17 protein-coding genes are annotated in these 19,812 nt (G+C 59.6%); 10 read left to right on the top strand and 7 right to left on the bottom strand.

The window, feature by feature from the left end:
• Positions 1–11: 11 nt before the first annotated feature.
• A complete protein-coding gene (locus EDB94_RS10415; protein WP_260312557.1) occupies positions 12–1,349 on the top strand; it encodes an MATE family efflux transporter in 1,338 nt (445 codons plus the stop codon).
• On the opposite strand, the gene EDB94_RS10410 is transcribed toward EDB94_RS10415, so the two are convergent.
• Positions 1,335–1,760 (bottom strand): thioesterase family protein, encoded by a 426-nt coding sequence (locus tag EDB94_RS10410; RefSeq protein WP_008172718.1) that lies wholly within the window; start codon positions 1,758–1,760, stop codon positions 1,335–1,337. The two genes, EDB94_RS10415 and EDB94_RS10410, sit on opposite strands and share 15 nt — an antisense overlap.
• A gap of 292 nt (positions 1,761–2,052) precedes the next feature.
• On the opposite strand from EDB94_RS10410, the gene EDB94_RS10405 reads away from it, so the two are divergent.
• The 4 genes from EDB94_RS10405 (at position 2,053) to EDB94_RS10390 (ending at position 6,797) form a co-directional block, all read left to right on the top strand.
• The gene (locus EDB94_RS10405; protein ID WP_108018317.1) at positions 2,053–3,690 is read left to right on the top strand and encodes an MBL fold metallo-hydrolase; all 1,638 of its coding nucleotides are present in this window, start codon (positions 2,053–2,055) and stop codon (positions 3,688–3,690) included.
• A 191-nt stretch (positions 3,691–3,881) separates the two neighbouring features.
• Positions 3,882–5,273, top strand: a complete 1,392-nt coding sequence (locus EDB94_RS10400) for a succinylglutamate desuccinylase/aspartoacylase family protein (protein ID WP_108018316.1) — start codon at positions 3,882–3,884, stop codon at positions 5,271–5,273.
• A 44-nt stretch (positions 5,274–5,317) separates the two neighbouring features.
• Positions 5,318–6,286 carry a DMT family transporter gene (locus EDB94_RS10395; protein ID WP_108018315.1) on the top strand — a complete coding sequence of 323 codons (969 nt, stop codon included), beginning with the start codon at positions 5,318–5,320 and terminating at the stop codon, positions 6,284–6,286.
• The gene (locus EDB94_RS10390) at positions 6,279–6,797 is read left to right on the top strand and encodes a carbohydrate-binding protein (RefSeq protein ID WP_108018314.1); all 519 of its coding nucleotides are present in this window, start codon (positions 6,279–6,281) and stop codon (positions 6,795–6,797) included. Before EDB94_RS10395 ends, EDB94_RS10390 begins: the two co-directional genes overlap by 8 nt.
• On the opposite strand, the gene EDB94_RS10385 is transcribed toward EDB94_RS10390, so the two are convergent.
• A complete protein-coding gene (locus tag EDB94_RS10385; RefSeq protein WP_108018313.1) occupies positions 6,791–7,996 on the bottom strand; it encodes a MalY/PatB family protein in 1,206 nt (401 codons plus the stop codon). The genes EDB94_RS10390 and EDB94_RS10385 overlap by 7 nt on opposite strands.
• Positions 7,997–8,207: 211 nt before the next feature.
• On the opposite strand from EDB94_RS10385, the gene EDB94_RS10380 reads away from it, so the two are divergent.
• On the top strand, positions 8,208–9,095 hold the full coding sequence (locus EDB94_RS10380) for an AEC family transporter (protein WP_108018312.1): 888 nt from the start codon (positions 8,208–8,210) through the stop codon (positions 9,093–9,095).
• A gap of 16 nt (positions 9,096–9,111) precedes the next feature.
• On the top strand, positions 9,112–10,002 hold the full coding sequence (locus tag EDB94_RS10375) for a prenyltransferase (protein WP_108018311.1): 891 nt from the start codon (positions 9,112–9,114) through the stop codon (positions 10,000–10,002).
• On the opposite strand, the gene EDB94_RS10370 is transcribed toward EDB94_RS10375, so the two are convergent.
• Entirely contained in the window at positions 9,992–11,635 is a 1,644-nt protein-coding gene (locus EDB94_RS10370; protein ID WP_108018310.1) for a methyl-accepting chemotaxis protein, read from the bottom strand. The genes EDB94_RS10375 and EDB94_RS10370 overlap by 11 nt on opposite strands.
• Before the next feature lie 223 nt (positions 11,636–11,858).
• Between EDB94_RS10370 and EDB94_RS10365 the strand changes: the two genes are divergently transcribed.
• Positions 11,859–14,366 carry an acyl-CoA dehydrogenase gene (locus EDB94_RS10365; RefSeq protein ID WP_108018309.1) on the top strand — a complete coding sequence of 836 codons (2,508 nt, stop codon included), beginning with the start codon at positions 11,859–11,861 and terminating at the stop codon, positions 14,364–14,366.
• Positions 14,367–14,379: 13 nt separating this feature from the next.
• Entirely contained in the window at positions 14,380–14,877 is a 498-nt protein-coding gene (tsaA, locus tag EDB94_RS10360; RefSeq protein WP_260312555.1) for a tRNA (N6-threonylcarbamoyladenosine(37)-N6)-methyltransferase TrmO, read from the top strand.
• A 4-nt stretch (positions 14,878–14,881) separates the two neighbouring features.
• On the opposite strand, the gene EDB94_RS10355 is transcribed toward tsaA, so the two are convergent.
• Positions 14,882–15,187: a hypothetical protein gene (locus EDB94_RS10355; RefSeq protein ID WP_108018308.1), complete on the bottom strand. Its 306-nt coding sequence runs from the start codon at positions 15,185–15,187 to the stop codon at positions 14,882–14,884.
• 134 nt (positions 15,188–15,321) lie between these two features.
• The gene (locus EDB94_RS10350; RefSeq protein WP_108018307.1) at positions 15,322–16,281 is read right to left on the bottom strand and encodes a LysR family transcriptional regulator; all 960 of its coding nucleotides are present in this window, start codon (positions 16,279–16,281) and stop codon (positions 15,322–15,324) included.
• Between the two features lie 228 nt (positions 16,282–16,509).
• On the opposite strand from EDB94_RS10350, the gene EDB94_RS10345 reads away from it, so the two are divergent.
• Positions 16,510–17,460 carry a DMT family transporter gene (locus EDB94_RS10345; RefSeq protein WP_108018306.1) on the top strand — a complete coding sequence of 317 codons (951 nt, stop codon included), beginning with the start codon at positions 16,510–16,512 and terminating at the stop codon, positions 17,458–17,460.
• Here EDB94_RS10345 and EDB94_RS20620 read toward each other — a convergent pair.
• Both EDB94_RS20620 and EDB94_RS10335 read right to left on the bottom strand, forming a co-directional pair.
• Positions 17,417–17,872, bottom strand: coding sequence for a hypothetical protein (locus EDB94_RS20620; protein ID WP_062783919.1), 456 nt, complete (start codon positions 17,870–17,872; stop codon positions 17,417–17,419). The two genes, EDB94_RS10345 and EDB94_RS20620, sit on opposite strands and share 44 nt — an antisense overlap.
• Before the next feature lie 207 nt (positions 17,873–18,079).
• The gene (locus EDB94_RS10335; protein WP_108018305.1) at positions 18,080–19,768 is read right to left on the bottom strand and encodes a phosphoethanolamine transferase; all 1,689 of its coding nucleotides are present in this window, start codon (positions 19,766–19,768) and stop codon (positions 18,080–18,082) included.
• Between the last annotated feature and the right edge of the window lie 44 nt (positions 19,769–19,812).

Below are 19,812 nucleotides of genomic sequence, written 5' to 3'. Positions count from 1 at the left end.
CCTGACGCCCCGTGCAGACCACCACCCAAAACCCATCCCTGGCCCGCCAGCTCTACAGCATGACCTGGCCCATGCTCTTCGGGGTGCTGTCCCTGATGACCTTCCAGCTGGCCGACAGTGCCTTCGTGGGTCAGTTGGGGCGTGATCCGCTGGCAGCCCTGGGTTTCACCCTGCCGATGCAGCAACTGATCATCGGCCTTCAGGTGGGTCTGGGGATCGCCACCACAGCGATCGTATCCCGCACGCTGGGGGCCGGCGATGAATTGCGCGCCTTCCGGCTGGGCGGCCTGATCATTACCGTGGGCGGCAGCCTCGTTTTCGTCATTTGCATGGCACTGTGGTTCCTGCAAAGCCACATCATGACCGCCCTGGGCGCTGAAGGCTCACTACTGCCACTGGTCCGGCAATACTGGGTCCCTTGGCTGATGGCGGCCTGGACCGGGGCCTTCCTGTACTTCGGCTACAGCGTTTGCCGCTCCCACGGCGATACCAAATTGCCCGGGTACATGATGGTGGCCACGAGTCTGACCAACATCGCCCTGGACCCGCTCTACATCTTTGTTTTCGGCTGGGGACTGCCCGGCGCCGCCTGGGCGACCATTACCTCGTTCGGAATCGGCTGCCTGGTGATCTATCCGAAACTTCTGAAACGCCACTGGATCCGGTTCGACCTGCGCGAGCTTGCCCTTTGGAAGGCCCTGAAACAGCTCAACGGCATCATGGCCCCGGCCATGGTGAGCCAACTGATGCCGGCGGTCTCGGCTATGCTGGCGACAGCTCTCGTGGCCGGCTTTGGCTCCGCCGCCGTAGCCGCCTGGGGTCTGGGCACCCGTCTGGAATTTTTCTCCATTGTGGTGGTGCTGGCCCTGACCATGTCGATGCCGCCGATGATTGGCCGCATGCTGGGTGCCGGCGATATCGAGCAGATTCGTAAACTGGTGCGTCTTGCGGTCCGGTTTGTGGTGGTCTGGCAACTGGCCATTGGCCTGACCTGGGTGGTCGCTTCCGGGTTGGTGTCGGAACTGTTCTCCAGCGACAGTGATGTTCAGGAGGTTCTCGCCGGTTATCTGGTGCGGGTACCGCTCAGTTATAGCGGTCTGGGCGTGTGCATGCTGATGGTGTCGGTGTGCAATGCCCTCGGCCTGGCGATGCGGGCCCTGCTGGTCTCCACCCTGCGCCTGTTCCTGTGTTTCCTACCCCTGCTCTGGATCGGTAGCCAGATCAACGGCGTCTACGGCCTTATGAGTGGTGCCCTGGTGGGCAATCTGTTTGCAGGCGCCATGGCTTACAGCTTTTACCGTGCCGGCATGACGCGCCTTAAGGCCGAGATATCCTCAGGCAAAGCGTGAGCGGAAGCTCTCGGGCACCGGCACCACTTCCTTGCGGTGGTAGTTGAAGAAGACGAAGCCATACTTCGCCAGTGCCACCGGCTGGCCGCTCTCGGCCTTGGTGACCCGGAATACGAAATCCCCGCCATACTTGTTGAAGTCCATCAGACCCACTTCAAAGCGCAGCATTTCCGGGAAGAAGGACTCGGACTGGTACATGGTGGCCAGGTCGGTGACGATAATGCCGGTGCCGTCCTTGCTGGCTTCCTGTATGCCATAGCTGACCAGGAACTGGGCCCGGGCCTCGGAGAGCATGGAGATGAGGGCGTCGTTGCCGAGGTGGTTGGCGCCGTTGATGTCGGTGATTCTGACGGGCATCCTGGTTTCGAAGCAGAAGACGTCATCCGGGAAGGAGAGTTTGATTCGGGCCACGGGGGTTCCTGTTTTCACTGGGTATCTTGGGGCAAATCATACGCTGTTCGACTTTAGTGTTCATCTCAAGACGCCCAGTCCCAAATCGGTTATCTTGCTATGAGACCTCCGCGCCGATGGTTTTGGTGGAGCGACGGCAGGGAAGGGCTTTCCAAAACACGCTCCTTTCGGCACGTCCATGTGACGCTTGACTGTCGCCATCCATGGCGACAGACAGTTTTGGAAAGCCCTTCCCCGCCATCGTTCGTATCACTCCCGCGCACTGACAATAAATATTTGAAGATGGAGTTTTATGGATATTCGCCCTGCTGCCACACTGGTTCTGGTTCGAGATACGGCCGACGGCCTTGAAGTCCTGCTGCTGCAACGTACCTGGGACGCCGTGTTTATGCCCGGCTATTTTGTATTCCCCGGAGGCAGGGTCGAGGAAAATGAGACTCACGGCCAGGATCATATAATCGGGACCGCAGACGCCGAGATCAGTCAGATCATGAGCGTCGATGAGGGCGGCGCGGACTATATGTTGGCGGCGGTTCGGGAGTGTTTCGAGGAGTCCGGCGTTCTGGTTGCGGTGGATAAGCAGGGCAACCCGATCGCCGGGGATCATCCGGCCCACGCGGATCGGAAATCGGTGTTCGACGGCGATCTGTCTCTGGCCTGTCTGTGTAAAAAACACGGTCTGGCGATTCCGTTGGACCGACTGGCCTATCTCGGCCACTGGATTACGCCACCAGGACCGCCACGGCGTTTCGATACACGGTTTTTCGTGACGCCCGCTCCTGAAGGGCAACTGGCCGGGCACGACGGGATCGAAACCATTGATCATATCTGGACCAAGCCGGAGCAGGCCCTTGAGGACCATCGCAAGGGTCAGTGTTTGCTGGGGTTGCCGACGATCCGGACGCTGCGGGTACTCAGTGATTTCGACACCACTGAGGCGCTGATGCGCTACGCCCATGCCAATCCGCCGGAGCCTTATCCGAGCCAGCCCTGGCCCGCTCGGAAAAAGGGCAAACCGGTGACGCTGGAACCGGGTGCGCCGGCCTACGATGAGGCGGCCAAGCTGGATCCGGAGGGCGAAGGCTCCACCCGGGCGGAGATTATTCCGGGTGAGGCGGTAGAGGTTGCCGCCAGGGTCGTCCGTCTGACGGCGCCCAACCCGGGCATGATGACGGGGCCGGGTACCAACACTTACATTCTGGGCCATGAACGCTTTACGGTGATTGATCCCGGCCCCGCCAACGAATCCCATATCGAGCGGATTCTGGAGGTGACCGGTGGCGTGATTGACCAGGTTCTGGTGACCCACACGCATCAGGACCATTCGCCGGCGGTTGCTGCCCTGAAAGAGCGCACAGGTTGCCGGGTGTTCGGTTGGCCGGCGCCCGCGGGTGCCGGGCAGGATCAGACCTTCCGGGCCGACGATGAACCGGAGCACGGTGATCTGATTGTGACCGAAGCCGGGGTCCTGAAGGTGCTGCATACGCCGGGCCATGCGTCGAACCACCTGTGTTTTCTGCTGGTCGACCAGCAGCTGCTGTTCTCCGGTGACCACATCATGCAGGGCTCAACGGTGGTCATTAATCCGCCGGACGGCGACATGAAGGCCTATATCGAGTCGCTCTACGAGTTGCTGGCAGAGTCTGTACGTTACATTGCGCCGGCACACGGGTTCCTGATGGGGCATCCCGAAGCGGTGATCGATTTCCTGATTACGCACCGCCTCTCGCGCGAACACAAGGTGGCCCGTGCGCTGGAAGCCCTTACTCCCGTGGATCTGAAAGCCCTTACCGCCAAAGCCTATGACGATGTTCCGACGGCCATCCACGGCCTGGCGGCACGGTCAGCCCTGGCGCATTTACTGAAACTGGAAGCGGAGCACCGGGCGTTCCGGGAGGACGATCTCTGGCATGCCATACACGAGAGCTAACGCGGGAGTAACGAAAGCACACCGGATTTCGCAAAACACCCATATTGTTAATCGCTTTTCCGGCGTATAACAGGGTTCGTTATAACTTGCCCGGATTTCATGAAAGTGGCATTAAACCTTTGTCACAGCGGTATTCATGACCGACAGAGGCACTCTATCCTTGAGCGCACACTGACGAACCGTGAGGAAATATGCTGTTCGAGCGGCTTAAAAAACCGTCCCCCCGGATCCTGCTGATCGGCCTGGTGATACCCTGGCTGTCGGCACCGCTTTTGGCCGAAACCGATTCGGCAAAGGCCAACAAAAAATCTGAAGTGCTGGTTGCCGAGCTGGCCGAGGACGAAAGCGTCGAGGACGTTGAGCAGTCGGCTCCCTTGCAGACAAAAGGGCAGGAACACAAATCCCGGAAACCGGAAGCCCCGCGGGGCGGTGCCGGTGTCGATACGCCCTCAGCCGCATCACGGAAAGTGGCGCCGAATATCGATCTGAAACAGGTAGCACCGCCACCGGAAGCCCAGGTGTCAACGCCGGCGGACACGGATGCGGATGCCGCCGAATCCGAGGTGATGGCAACCGAAGCCGTGGCCGAACCTGAGCCGCAATCCGAACCCGAAATTCGCGAGGGCAAGGTATTCACCCTGCTCGAAAACGATGTCATGCCGGGCACGTCTACCCGCCTGGCCTGGACGCCAGGCATCCAGATTGCCGGTCTGTCCCAGACCACGCCGGTACTGGTGGTTAACGGTATCAACGCCGGCCCCACCCTGTGCCTCACCGGCGCCGTCCATGGGGACGAGCTGAACGGCATCGAAATCATCCGCCAGACCATGTACGACCTGAACCCCGAGAAGCTCTCGGGCACGGTGGTAGGCGTGCCGATTGTGAACCTGCCTGGATTCCAGCAGGGCAGCCGCTACCTCCCCGATCGTCGGGACCTCAACCGGCATTTCCCGGGCAGCCCCAACGGCAGCCTGGCGGACAGGATTGCCCATTCGCTGTTCGAGAACGTGATTCGCAAGTGCGACATGCTGGTGGACATCCATACCGGCTCGCTGAAGCGCACAAACCTGCCACAGCTTCGCGCCGACATGAACAATCCGGATGTGGCGGAATTTACCCGCGGCTTTGACCGCATGGCGGTGGTACACAGCTCGGGTTCTGCAGGCATGTTGCGCACGGCCGCCGTGGAGGCCGGCATTCGAACGGTCACCCTGGAAGCGGGCGAATCCCACCGTATCCAGCAACACCAGATCAGCGCCGGCGTTAACAGCCTCACCAGCTTGATGGAGCGCCAGGGCATGATCTCCCGAATGTTCGTGTGGGGCGATCCGGAACCCGTCTACTACGATTCCGACTGGATCCGGGCCGATCACGGCGGGATCCTGTTCAGCGAAATTGAATTGGGCGCCAATGTATCAGAAGGTGAGATTCTCGGTTACGTCTCCGACCCGATCACCAACGCCCAGCACCCCATCCGGTCCACCAGTGATGGCCGTGTGATCGGTATGGCCGTGGACCAGGTGGTGATGGCCGGTTTCGCCGCCTACCACATTGGTACGGAGGCAGAAGTTCCCGGAGAGTAGTATGCTAGGCTTTTTTCGGGCATCACCAACCCAGAGGAGCCTTTGTGTCTTCCGAGAACGCCGGAGTCTTATCACGTATTCCCGGCCTGGCCTACATCGGGCTCGTTCTCACCCCGCTATTCTGGGCCGGCAACGCCGTGGTGGCCCGGGGTACGGTCGAGAACATCCCGCCGTTATCCATGTCCTTCTGGCGCTGGGTGATCGCGCTGGCTATCCTGCTGCCCTTCGGGCTTCCCGGTATCTGGCGCCACCGCCAGGTTATCCGCCAGCGCTTCGGTTCCATGCTGGCACTGGCGACCTTCAGTGTGGGAGCCTTCAATACCCTGCTGTATCTGGCGGCCACCACAACCACCGCGACCAACATTGCCCTGATCAACGCCACCATTCCCATTTTTGTCGCTCTGCTTGCCTGGATCCTGCTCGGCGACCGGACCCGGCCGATTCAGGCCTTGGGAATCGCGCTGGCGATTACCGGCATCGTTACCGTGATTGCCCGCGGCGACCTCTCGGTGCTGACCAGTCTCCAGGCCCAACCGGGCGATCTGATCATGGTGGCGGCAGTATTCAGCTGGGGCCTGTTCTCGGTGCTACTGAGGCGACAGGCGGTGCCTCTGCCGGCACTGACTTTTCTGACCACCCAGATCCTCCTGGGCACGCTGGTTGTGCTGCCCTTCTACCTGACAGATCTGGTTTTCTTCTCCGGAGGCTTCGAGCTGTCAAAAACCACCGCCATGCCGCTACTGTACTTCGCGATCTTCCCGGGGATCCTGGCCTATGGATTCTGGAACCACGGTGTGCATAAAATTGGCCCGGCCAGAGCAGCCATCTTTATGTACCTGACGCCTGTCTTTGCCTCGATTCTTGCGGGCATTTTCCTGGCCGAGTCCCTCGGACTGTTTCACATTATCGGAGCCGTGCTGATTCTTGCGGGACTGGTGCTGGCGACACAAACCCGAGTACGCACGAACTACCCACTCTCAAAGCAGCAAGCAAAAGGAGACACCCATGGTTGAACTCACTCTCAGTAACGCTCGCGGCTTCTTTTGCCTGATTCTGATGCTGTTGACCGCGAGCCTGTCGGCACCGGCTGCGGCAGAACCCTGCGATCCGGAGACAGCCAAGTGGAATCCAGAGCATTATTACCCCGAAGATGCCGTGGTTTTCCATAAAGGCCACTGGTACGAGTCCAGAGAGATGCATAAGGGACTGGAGCCCGGCATCACGTTTGACTGGAACAAGCTCGACTCAGTGCCCGACTGCAGCAACCGACCCGAGAGCGGAAAGCAGGCCAAGGGCAGCGACAAACAGAATGACGGCAAATCCCATCGCGGCGAAACCGCCTCAGGAATGTGCGTAAGGCCGGAACAATGGCTGTTTTCGAAAAGCTATGAAAAAGGCGACCTGGCCAGTCACGGAGGACAGATCTGGGAAGCCACCGGGCCAACTCGGGGGGACATGCCAGACATGGACGAGCCCCCTCACTGGAAACTGGTTGAAGAGCACTGCGCCCTTCAAAATCAGTGATCTGACAAGTCCCTGTCCAGGGCCGCTTCAATGCGGCCAATGACCTCCTCAAGAACCGACCTCGGGCAGCCGATATTCAGGCGCATAAAGCCACTGCCCGGGTCGCCGAAGGAAAGTCCGGGATTCATGCCCACACCGGCCTTCCGAACAAAAAAGCGTTTCAGGCCCGCATCGTCCAGACCCAGTTCGCGGCAATCCAGCCACATGAGATAGGTGCCCTCAGGAGCAGACACCCGGATGCCGGGCAGGCGCTGACCAACCGCTTCCACCACATAGTCCCGATTTGCCTGCAGGTAGGTCATCAGGTCGTCCAGCCAGGGACCGCCATGGCGATAGCCGGCCTCAAACCCGGCAATGCTGAACGGATTGCACTGGGGCAGATGCATCGATTCGAACACCGCCTTGATAGCCTTGCGCCGGTCCGCATCCGGAATCACCAGCGCCGACAGTCCCAGCCCGGGCATATTGAAACTCTTGCTGGGCGCCACCGCCATGACCAGTGCGTCGTCAGGGCCGGCCAGGTTGGCCAGCATCGTATGACGGGGTTTGTCGGGAAAAATGAGATCGCAATGGATCTCGTCGGACACTACCACCACCTGATGTCGGCGGGCGATAGCCAGAACCGCGCTCAGCTCCTCCTCCGACCACACGCGACCGACCGGGTTGTGCGGTGAACACAGCAGCAGGACTTTGGCATCGGGACGTGCTGCACACTGTTCAAGGTGATCCAGATCCATGCGGTAATGGCCCGGGTCACCTGTGTCCCGATCCTCGGGCACCAGCGGATTCTCGATCACCAGCCGGCCACTGTGCCGGACCGAACTGAAGAACGGCGGGTACACCGGCGGCTGAATGATCACACCCTCGCCGGGCCCGGCGTAGGCCATGCACGCGGCGTTGATGGACGGCACCACGCCGGGCGCCATCAGTATCCATTCGCGCTGGATTTCCCAGCCGTGACGGTTGGCAAACCAGTCAATCATCGACTGATAAAGACTGTCCGGAAACAGGGTGTAACCGTAAACCGGGTGTTCCGCCCGCTCGGCCAATGCACGGGTAACCGCCTCCGGTGCCGCAAAGTCCATATCGGCAACCCACACCGGAATCACCTCCTCGGTGCCAAAAACCGCCTGGCGGGCATCGAACTTGACGGAACAGGTATTCTCACGGGAAACCGGGTCATCGAAAGGGCTGGACACAAGGACTCTCCAGAGCAGATATCAGTATTGGAAACCGGTATTGTGGTGGGCCCAACCAGGCACCGCAAGCGCCTGCCCGAACACAAACATTGTATTCATCTCCGGCTTTGGTCGAACATCGTCGATTAACACTTGCCCAGATGGGCCGATACTTGCGAACCTAACGGTTTATCCAACAAAAACTTCCAAACTTTCTCCCGGAGCCTGTTCAATGATTGGCCAGATCCTGTCCACCATGTTGCCGGTGTTCCTGATCGCTGGTTGCGGCGCCCTCTACGGCCGTTATCGGACCCCCGATATCCAGGGACTGAACGTTCTCAACATGGAGCTGTTCGTGCCCATGCTGGTCTTTGCCGTTCTCGCCGACCAACAGGCTCCGCTTCAGGAGTATGCCCGGCTGGCACTGGCGGCCACCGTGGTCGTGCTCGGGTCAGGTATTGTTCTCTACCCGCTGGCCAGGATTCTGAAGCTGAACCTGAAAACCTTCCTGCCGCCAATGATGTTCAACAACTCCGGCAACATGGGGATCCCGCTGCTGGTGCTGGCGTTCGGTGATGAGGCCCTTCCGGCGGCAATCGTGCTGTTTATTGTGGAAATGCTGCTGCACTTTTCGGTGGGGCTTTACATGCTTGACCCCCACACCTCCATCATCAAACGGCTCAAGCTGCCCATAGTATTTGCCAGTATTGCCGGGCTGTCGGTGAATCTCGGGGGCGTACCCCTGCCGGAATGGCTGCTGGAAACCCTGAACATGCTGGGGGGTGTCTGCATCCCGCTGATGCTCTTTGCCCTCGGCGTGCGCATGCTTGATATTGATTTCAGTGACTGGAAGCTGGGCATGCTGGGCGCAGTCGCCTGCCCCGCCAGCGGCCTGATACTGGCCTGGCCGATGATTGCGGTGCTGGATCTTCCCGGCATGCAGATAGCCGCGCTGTGGGTATTTGCGGCCCTGCCACCGGCTGTACTCAACTACATGGTGGCGGAACAGTATCGACAGGAGCCACACAAGGTCGCGTCGCTGGTATTATTGAGCAACCTGGGCAGTCTCATCGTTATGCCGGTTGTGCTCGGGCTGGTGTTTGCCGCCGGCTACGTTTGATCAGAGGAAGGACCCGATGTCTGAAACCGTTGCGGTGGTGCGCGCCTCCCGCCCGAACTTTCTGATACTCGCACCACTGTGCGCCGGTCTCGGTGTGGCCCTGGCCTGGCAGCAGGGCGCATCGCCGGCCCTGGTTGACACCTTGCTGGTTCTGATTGGCGCCCTCCTGGCCCATGCCGCCGTTAACCTGCTCAATGAATACGAAGATTTCATCTCCGGACTGGACCTGATCACCCGGCGCACGCCTTTCTCCGGCGGCAGTGGCGCTCTGCCGGAGGTTCCCTCCGCCGCCCGGCAGGTCCTGTTGGCCGCATCCGGTACGCTGGCACTGGTTGTGGCCATTGGCCTCTACTTTCTGTGGCTCCGGGGCCTGCCCATGCTGGTGCTGGGTGCCGCAGGCGTGGTGCTGGTGCTTACCTACACCCGCTGGATTACCCGTTCGCCACTGATTTGCCTGCTTGCTCCCGGGCTGGGATTCGGCCCCGTGATGATCCTGGGCAGCCTGATTGCCCTGGGGGCACGGCTCGATGCTGCGGCCGTTGCGGCCTCTGCCATCAGCCTGCTGCTGGTAAGTGAGTTACTGCTGATCAATCAGATTCCGGATGCCGATGCAGATCGGAAAGTCGGCCGGCGGCATCTGGTCATTACCATGGGCCGGCCGGCTGCTGCCCGCCTGGCAGGCCTGCTGTTACTTGGCAGCTACGGCCTACTCGGCTCGGCAATCTGGGTCGGATGGTTGCCGACCTGGACGGCCATCGCCCTTGCGCCATTGCCGGCAGCGATCTGGGTTAGCACCAGGCTGCGGGGCGCCCTGAGCAGCCCCGCACAGCTGAACACCCTTCTGGGCATCAACGTCGCGGTGCTGTTAGCCACTCTCGCGTTGTTGATCTGCGGGCTCAGCCTTTAAACCGGAAGACGCTGACCCGCGAACGCAGCTGCCCGGCAAGCACCGCCAGGTCCCGGCTGGCCCCGGCAACCTGCTCGGAACCGGCTGACGTTTCCACCGTGGCGTCGTGGATGCGGCTGATGTTGCGGTTGACCTCTTCCGCAACGGAACTCTGCTCTTCCGAGGCACTGGCAATCTGGGCGTTCATGTCGTTGATGGCGCCGACTTCATTGCGGATTCTGGCGAGGGCAGCTTCCGCCTCGCTGGTCTTGTCCACCGTGTTACGTGCCAGTTCACGACTGCTTTCCATCACGTTGGTCGCCTCGCCGGCACCGGTCTGCAGGTTGCCGATCATTTCCTGGATCTCCCGGGTGGAATCCTGGGTCCGCGACGCCAGGGAACGCACCTCGTCTGCCACCACCGCGAAGCCCCGACCGTGAGTACCCGCACGGGCGGCTTCAATGGCAGCATTCAGTGCCAGCAGGTTGGTCTGTTCGGCGATGGCATTGATCACTTCTATGATCTTCTCGATGTTGGCGCTGTCCTCAGACACCCGCTGCACGGTCCGGGTTGCCTGTTCCAGGGTTTCCGCCAGCTCGCCAATGGAGGCCGCGGTTTCCTGGACCACGCGATTCCCGCTTTCAACCTCGGTATCGGCCTTCTGGGTAGCGGTGGCCGCGCTGGCCGCGAAACCGGCCACTTCGTTTACCGTGGCCGCCATCTGGTTCACGGCTGTCGCCATCTGTTCCGCTTCGCTGGCCTGCAGACGGATCTGACGGCTGTTGTTGTCGGAGGTCGCTTCCAGTTCAGAAGACGAGCTGGACAGTTCCTCCGCCGCTGAGCGGACCTCCCGGATAATGCCGCCCAGTCGCTCCACGGTATCCTGCAACGCGCCCATCACGCTGTCCGGGTAGCGGGTTTGAATATCCTGGTCCAGCTCTCCGTCAGCCAGCTGGCGAATCGCCTGGGCAACATCCTCCGGTTCACCGCCAAGAATTTTCTTCAACCTGCGGATGATTACCATTGCTACAAGTGCACCCAGAACGACCGCAAGACCTGTTACCGACAGGTTCAGGGCATTAAATGTGCTCGCCGCCTCACGCACTTCATCAACACCGGTGGTCACCACGTCTTCCTGGTGGTCGATAAAGGCGTTGACCCGTTTGAGCCACTCCGAATAGGCGCCGGAGACATCGCTGAGAAGAAATGCCCTGGCCTGATCGATGTTGCCTGCCAGTCGCAGCTCGAGCAGTTCATCCGTTAACGTGAGGGCCCTGAGCTCAATGTCTTTTATCGCCGCCAGCAGTTGCTTTTCCCGGCTGGTAGCGCCTTCTTCCCGGAACATTTCATCCATGGGGCCAGCAGAATCCCGGTAAAACGCCTTCAACCGCTCAATGTCAGCGAGGTGTGTTTGCAGGTCCCGCTCGTTCTCTACCAGCACCGCATCCCGGATGGCTATCGCCCGATCGTGGACACTGCCGCGAAAGTTGATCGCGTACCGCTGTTTCACGGCAGCGCCGTCACCCACATCGGTCAGGGTCCTGTCGATGAAACCGACCCGCTGGTTGCCAATCAGACTGACCGCAATTACCAGGGACAGAATCAGTCCAAAACCAAGGGCTAGGCGTTTCGCAACGGTGAAATGACCAAACATCAGTAGGCTCCGGGGCAGATTTTTATTGAATGAGCCTATGACTTCTTTAAAAATGGCAAACTGGATCAATCAATAGAGCCTTCAACCCCGTTTTTTGACAATCCTTTTCATTACTGCAATCAATCTTTACATCTCACGCCCCGAGCCCTTGCAACTGCCTGAACTTTAACCGATGGTAAAAGTAGCTTCTGAGCAATTGCATTCACGATACGGAGGTCTCCCCATGAGTGTTCTTCTCCTGCTGATCAGTGCCCTGGTACTGATCTATCTGGGTATCGGCGGCACCACAGCCGCTGCCGTCATGTCTCTTGCGACCGTTGTGGGCCTGTTCCAGGATGAATGGCATCTGATCAGCATTCTCTGCGGCGGTGTGCTGCTGGCCCTGGCGTTGATTCTGGTTATCCCTGGCGACTTGCGTCTCGACAAGCTCAGCCGCCCACTGCTCGGCTGGGTACGCAGCCGACTGCCCAAACTCTCGGACACCGAAGCCGAGGCCCTGAAGTCCGGGTCGGTCGATTGGGACGGTGAGCTCTTTTCCGGCAAGCCCAAGTGGAACAAGCTGCTGGACGCCAAGCCGGCACACCTCACCAGCGAGGAACAGGCCTTCCTGGATGGACCGGTGGAAAAGCTCTGCGCCATGCTCGACGACTGGAAGATCACCCACGAGCAGTACGACCTGCCGGACAAGGTCTGGAAGTTTATCCGTGAGAACGGTTTTTTCGGCCTGGTGATTCCCAAAGAAGACGGCGGCCTGGGGTTCTCCAACACCGCCCACTCTGAAATCGTGATGAAGATTTCCACCCGGAGCGTATCGGCTGCCGTTACCGTGATGGTGCCCAACTCCCTCGGCCCGGGCGAGTTGCTGATGCACTACGGCACCGATGAGCAGAAACAGCATTATCTGCCCAGACTGGCCGGCGGCGACGAGATTCCCTGTTTCGCCCTCACCTCCCCGGTGGCCGGCTCCGACGCCGGCGCCATCCCAGACAAAGGCATCGTCTGCAAGGGCAAATGGAACGGCAAGGAAGTGCTGGGCCTGAAAGTCACCTGGAACAAGCGCTACATCACCCTGGCCCCGGTGGCGACACTGATCGGCCTGGCCATCAAGGTCTATGATCCGGACAAGCTGCTGGGCGATTCCGATGAAATCGGTGTGACCTGTGTACTGGTGCCCAAAGACACGGACGGGGTCAACGCCGGTGCCCGCCACCTGCCCATGAACACCGTATTCATGAATGGTCCTACCTGGGGCAACGACGTGTTCATTCCCATGGAACAGGTCATCGGCGGCCAGGATATGCTCGGCAAGGGCTGGACCATGCTGCTGGAGTGTCTTTCTATCGGCCGCTCCATCTCCCTGCCCGCCCTCGGCACCGGTGCCGGCAAGGTGGCCAGCCTGGCCACCGGCTCCTACGCCTACACCCGGGAACAGTTCGGCCGGACCATCAGCCAGTTTGAAGGCGTGCAGGAAGCCCTGGAGCCCATCGCAGGCTACACCTACATGATGGACGCTGCCCGGCTGCTGACCTCCGGCATGCTGGACCGTGGCGTTCGGCCCTCGGTGCCGTCCGCTGTGCTGAAATACCGCAATACCGACCTGATGCGGGAAGTCATCAACCATGCCATGGACGTAGTGGCAGGCCGCGGCGTCATCACCGGCCCCCGCAACTTCCTGGCCCGGGCCTACCAGGCGGTGCCAATAGGGATCACCGTGGAAGGCGCCAATATCCTTACCCGGAGCCTGATGATCTTCGGCCAGGGTTCCATCCGCTGCCATCCGTTCATTGTTGAGGAAATCGAAGCAGCAGGCATGGAAGACGAGGACAAGGCAGCGAAGAAATTCGACGGTATCTTCTACCGGCATCTGGCTCACACCACCCGCAATGCCCTTCGGGCCCTGCTGCTGGGGCTGACCAGGGGATGGGCCGAATCGGTGCCACGGCAAGGCAACATCAAGTCCAGCTACCGACAGCTGGCGCGGTTCTCAGCAGCCTTCGCCCTGATGACCGACGTCACTCTGCTTACCGTTGGTGGTGGCCTCAAGGCCCGGCAACGCCTCTCAGGGCGCATGGCCGACTGCCTGGTGCAACTCTATTACGCCACCGCCGTCATCAAGCAGTGGCATGAGGAGGGTTACCCGGATGACCAGCGGCCGCTGGTAGAGTGGTGCCTACAGACCTGCCTCAGGGATCTACAGGGCTCCATGCGCGAAGCCATCATCAACTTCCCGGTTCCGGCCCTGCGCTGGCCCCTGCGACTGCTGGTGTTCCCGCTGGGTGCCACTGGCCTGAACGGTCCGGACGACAAGTTGGGCGCACAGGTCGCGGAATCCATCGTCAAGGACACCCCGGTACGCCAGCGCATCAGTCGCGGTGCCTACACCACCATGGACCCGGAAGATCCGCTCGGGCGGGTGCTCAATGCCTACAAGCTGGCCAACGAGACCGCGGACATGCGCAGCCGGCTGCATGACGCCATGCGTAACCGCGATGAAGACGAACTGGGCGGCATTGACCTGTTGATGGGGCATCAGCGCAAGGAACTGGTTGACTGGGCCTGTGCCCAGGGCGTGGTCAAGGCAGACGAGTGCGACAAACTGCTGGAAGCACTGGAAGCGCTCTATGATGTGATCCGCGTCGATGCTTTCGATGCCGACGGCCTGAAAGCGCTTTCGCGCTGTGCCAAGGGCAAACGCAAGGTGGTCGAGCGCCCACCCAGAGAAGAGAAATGACGAGGAATAAAGCGTGGGCCAGTCGATGAACGATCCTGGTGATTTGCGTCCGAATGAGGAGGCCGTGGCACTTGAACCGGCCTCCGATGCAACGCTGCGATTCATCGGCACCATTCATACCCCCTGGCGCGATCGCAAGGACTGCCCGCGCCAGGGCCGCCTTAACGGCCCGGAGTGCCAGCTGGTTCTGGACCCTGTTTGGCACGACGCGCTGGCGGGGCTCGAAGACTACGACACCATTGAGGTGCTTTACTGGCTCGACCAGAGCCGCCGGGACCTGATCCGGCAAAGCCCCAGAAGCGACGGCCAGACCTTCGGCACCTTCGCCCTGCGCTCCCCGGTGCGACCCAACCCGATTGGCACGTCCATGGTCAAACTGGTTCGTATAGAAAAAGGAGCGCTGATCGTACGCGGCCTGGACTGTCTGGACGGCACCCCGCTGCTGGACATTAAGCCAGACCGCTGCGCCTTCAGCCCGAAAGCGCCGGATAAAACGGGCGGTGGGGAGTGACCCGTTACTGGTCGAGAAGGTTGATGATTTCCCGAGTGTCCTTGATCACCGTATAAATTCGGTCTTCCACTCTCACTTCTTCCCGACCATCGCCGATGTCGCGCACATCACCATAATCGTAAAGCTCACGATGCAAACGGTCGCCCCGGCCAATATCCACTTTTTTCTGCCAGCCAGGGGGCAGCGGCTTGCCCTGTTCCAACTTCTTCTGCAGCCCGGGCGGCAATGCATCGGTGTGATTGCCAGCGTTGACGGGCATGCTCGCACCAAACAGCAATACAATAACGACAGCGGACAGAGTTTTGTACATGGTCTTGTGGCTCCTCTCAAACAAAGGTCAGGAACGGGCTCGATGGATCGCCAAGCCCCGATAACTTTGTGTACACACGCTCAGTGTCCACGTTACGTTCCGTCGCAGGATTAGCATCCTGCTCGCCTGCCCGGCTAATCGGATACCTCTTCCGAACGTAATCCTGAATTGATCGCTTCTGAAACCAGCCAACGCCGCAGAAGCTGAATCCCTCGTTCACGACGACGGCTGGTTTTCCATGCAAAGTAAAAAATGTCGCCCGTCATCACGGAGTGGCAGGGCAAGCGCACAAAGTCACCGGAATCCTTGCGGGTGCTGAGCATGTAGTCGTTGGTCAGCGCAATTCCCTGGTGGAAGCGCGCAGCCTCCAGCGACAGCAGCATATGACTCGAGTGCAGTAAACGGCAGGATTTGGGCAGGTCCAGGCCCGCTTCACGATACCAGGCTTCCCAATCCCCACCCTGCCGGTTATAGATGCTGTAGGTCGACAGCAACGGAAACTCCGCCATCATCGCCGGCGTTAACGACACCGATGCCGGGTCGCCGGCAACCTCTTCCAACGCCAGCTCCCGGCGTATCTTCTGCCAGTAATCCTGGCTGCACACGGGGAACAGTCGCTCCTCGTAAAGCAGCTCATAGCTGAATGCAGGAGAAGAAGGCTTAACGGTAATAAAGCAATCTGCAACCCGGTCCGACAACACCGGATTGCCACTACTCATCTCCAGCGCCAGATCCAGCTGAGGATGCAACCGCTTCAGATCCGGCAACCTTGGCACCAGCCAGCGCACGGCAAACGAACTGAACACCGAGAGCCTCAGCAAGGACTCCTCATGCCCCAGAATCTGCTCACTGGCCCGCTCAATCTGCAACAGCGCTGAACTGACCGCATCCAGGTACTGCCGGCCCTCATCGGTCAGCGACAGCGTCCGTCCACTGCGCCAGAACAACTGCTCGCCCAGGTAGGTTTCCAGCTGCTTGATCTGATGGCTGACGGCACTCTGACTCACCGCCAACTCATCGGCGGCGAGTGAAAAGCTGTTGAGACGGGCAACGGCTTCGAAGACAGGCAGGGCTTTTAGAGGTGGGAGCTTCATTATCTAATTTTCTAATAGCAGATGAATATTGATCATTTTATCGGATATTAGCACTCAAATAGAATTCCTGAGCCAGTTAGGGGGGCCTGGGCAGGAAATGGCTTCCGAAAATGCTCGGAGCCAGGGAAGGCGGAGAGCAAGCGTACATGGATGTACTCGCAGCGGTTTTCGGAAGCCATTTGCTGACCGGGCTCATGCACCCAAAGTTGAAGAATTGAGGAGAAAAAAATGTCAGGAAAAACCGTAAACAGCGCCATCCTACTGCTGGTGATCGGCAACGCCATGGCATTGATCTCTGACGTGTTCATCAAACTCCTCGAACCCGGCGCCCCGGTGTTCCAGTTTGCCTTCCTGCGCTGCCTGATCACCCTGGCACTCCTGCTGCCAATGGCCGGGCAACTGGATCGGAAAAACCTGTTCGCCGGCCTGAAAATCCACACCTTCCGGGCCCACATCCACCTGGCCGGCCTGCTGTGCATGGTAGTCGCCCTGGCCAACCTGCCGCTGGCGACCGCTAACGCCGTGTTCTACGCCGCGCCCATCCTGGTGATGGTGCTCTCGGTATTCCTGTTCCGGGAAAAGCTCACGCCGCTGAGTGTCAGCGCTGTGTTCAGCGGCTTTGCCGGTATTGTGCTCATCCTGCGGCCAGTGGAATTCAACTGGGCGGCCGTGGCGGCGCTTGGCTCTGCCTTTGCCCTGGCCATCAACGCCGTGCTGGTCCGAAAACTGCCGAAACAGCAGAGCACCGTTCACAAACTGTTCCTGAATTACCTGCTGATTCTGCCCGCAGCGGGTGCACTGGCCTGGTGGGAAGGCGCCCAATGGGATTCTGGCATCCTGATCGGTGCCATGGGCTCGGCGCTGTTTATTCTCGGCTACAACATCACCGTACTGCTGGCCTATCGGCAGGTGGATGCCAACCAGGTCACCAGTGCCGAATACACGGGCCTTATCTGGGCCGTGGGGATTGGCTGGATCTGGTTCGGTGAAGTGCCCGACCTGTGGTTCCTGGCTGGCAGCCTGATGATTGTGGTGCCCCTGCTGCTCATTGGTCTGCAGCACCGGCGCAAGGAACCTGCAAGGGGGTTCAACCCGGCCCCCGAGCAACAGGGGCGCCGGAACCAGGAGGAATCATTCAGTGCCGGGAAGATTCAATTAGCACGTGAGTGTCGTGAATAATCCGACCGATACGGGCCTCCGGCGGCAATCCGTCACCATAGCCGAGTTTGATGCGGTAATGGCCCGAATGGTGACGGTGCCAGTCGCGCCGACGCTCGTATCTGTCGCGATAGACATCCCGCTTGTGTTTCTTGCCCCATCCGCGCTTGTCACCGTGGTACCTGTGGCGATCGTGGTACTTCCGGTCCCATTGATGCTTCTTGTAGTGCCGTGGTTTGTGGTGGTGCCGATGGTGACGGTCGTCCCGATAGTGGGCCTGCAGGAACTTTTTCTGGTGGCCTGGGGGTAGCGCACTCCCCCGCTCATGGTGCGGTTGCCAGCCATGACCGCGGCGGTCATCGTCACCGGCCATCACCGGAGCCGATGCCATCAGGAATGCCGTTACCAGGCTTCCGATCAACAGTCGCTTCATGATGATTCTCCCGTTCTGCTCAGAGACAGATCTCGCATCCGGACCCAGTGCCGGATGCCTCTGAACCCAGATTATCGAAGCGGGAGCGAATGTCAGTGCCTTGGGGCCGGCTTTGCAGGATCTTTACGCAAGGCCCCGTCAGCTTGACGTTTGAATGGCCGGTAGTGTCGTATTTTCTGTCAGAAGGTGAAGAAAACGTTCAGCGCCTCAGGTGGTTCTGCAGTCCTCGAAAATATTGAGCGACGGCTTGATCGCTTCGGTCTTCACGTTCATCAGTCCCAGCATGGAGGAGAACAGGTTGTCGTGGCTCAACGGTTGCGATGCGATCCGGTTGACGCACTCAGCATCAATCCGGTTATCCATCCGGAAACCGTCTGACAACCACACAACCATGGGCACATGGGTCTGGGCCTCCGGCGCCAGCATGTAAGGAATACCGTGCAGGTAGATGCCACCCTCGCCCAGTGACTCGCCATGGTCAGAGACATACACGAGAGCCGTGTTGTAATCCGCCTGCATGGATTTCAGCATGCGCACGGTTTCTCCGAGCAAGCGATCGGTTACCAGAATACTGTCATCGTAGGCGTTGATGATGGCCTGTTGGTCACAACTCTGCAGTTCATTGCTCTGACACTCGGGCAGGAACTTTTTCTGGTCCGGTTTGCTGCGCTTGTAGTACTCGGGACCGTGACTGCCAAGCTGATGCAGCACCATGAAATGGTCGTTGTTGTCTGCGGCATCGAGCTGCTGATGGGCACCCTTCAGCAGCACCAGATCATCACAGTACTCGCCCTGGCAGAGATCGGTATCCTCCGGACGAACGGTCGGAATCCGGTCACACATGCCCTTGCAGCCGGAGTTATTATCCAGCCAGGTACTGACAATGCCGGCGCGGGTCATGACATCCAGGAAGTTATCACTGTTCTTGGCCACGGCTTCATCGTAATCCGATCTGCCCAGCCACGAAAACATACAGGGCACCGACAAGGCCGTTGCGGTCCCGCAGGAGGATACCCGGGGAAAATTGACCAGTGTTCCGCCCGATTGCCGGGCCAGTTTACTGAGCTCCGGGGTGGTATTGCGCTGATAGCCATTCAGACCAAAATTGTCTGCGCGCGCAGTTTCACCAAGAACGAAAACCACCAGATTGGGTCTGCTGCGATCGGAAACCGGGAGAGAAACCGTCGCATCCAGCCCCACCTGCTGGTATTCCTGGGGAAACTGCGCCGCAGCCACCTTGCTACCCAGCGATGCCAGGGCAGCAACACTATTCACCGGCACCACAAGATCCTTGATGTCGCGGTGATTACGGAACGTTGAAGCCATCTCCTGATAGCTGGTCAACGCCAGTACCAGAATCAGAGCGATATCAACAATGATCGGGGCCAACCAGTGAGTGACCCTTTTCAGGCCCGCCGGCCAGCTCACACGAACCAGGAAAAGCAGCACAACCGGAATCACAAAAAAGAGCGCCATGTGCACAAGCAGTCCGAGGCTCAGCAGGCCGCGAGCCTCCTGCACATCGGTTTCGAACACGTTCTGCAGCATGTGCTTGTCGATCAGCACGCCATACGCGTTCATGAAATACCCACTGAGCGCTGCATTCAAAAACAGAAACACCAGTACCGGCTTGAGGATAAATCGTGCCGAAAACAGGCCGATCAGGAGATGGTTGACCAGCAGCAACAAAAACGCGAGTTTGAACATCAGCATCGGCTGATCAAAGCCGACGTATCGATCAATGGCGGTGTAGAAAGGACCGTTATACAGAGAGGTCAGTGCAAGGGCGCTGATCAACACCAGCCAATGCGGTTTGATTGCAGGCCATTGAAACCGGCCGGTTCCGCTACGCACAAACGGCTGCGCGTGAAGAGTGGGTTTTGAGGACAAGCCCATGGGATTTTCCGGGATAAGTGTGATTCAAGGTCTGGTGAGTGTGC

This window comes from Marinobacter sp. 3-2 (assembly GCF_003751355.1).
GTDB classification, from domain to species: Bacteria; Pseudomonadota; Gammaproteobacteria; order Pseudomonadales; family Oleiphilaceae; genus Marinobacter; species Marinobacter adhaerens.
Note: the sequence above shows the minus strand (reverse complement) of the source record. Positions and strands in the feature narration are given on the sequence as shown.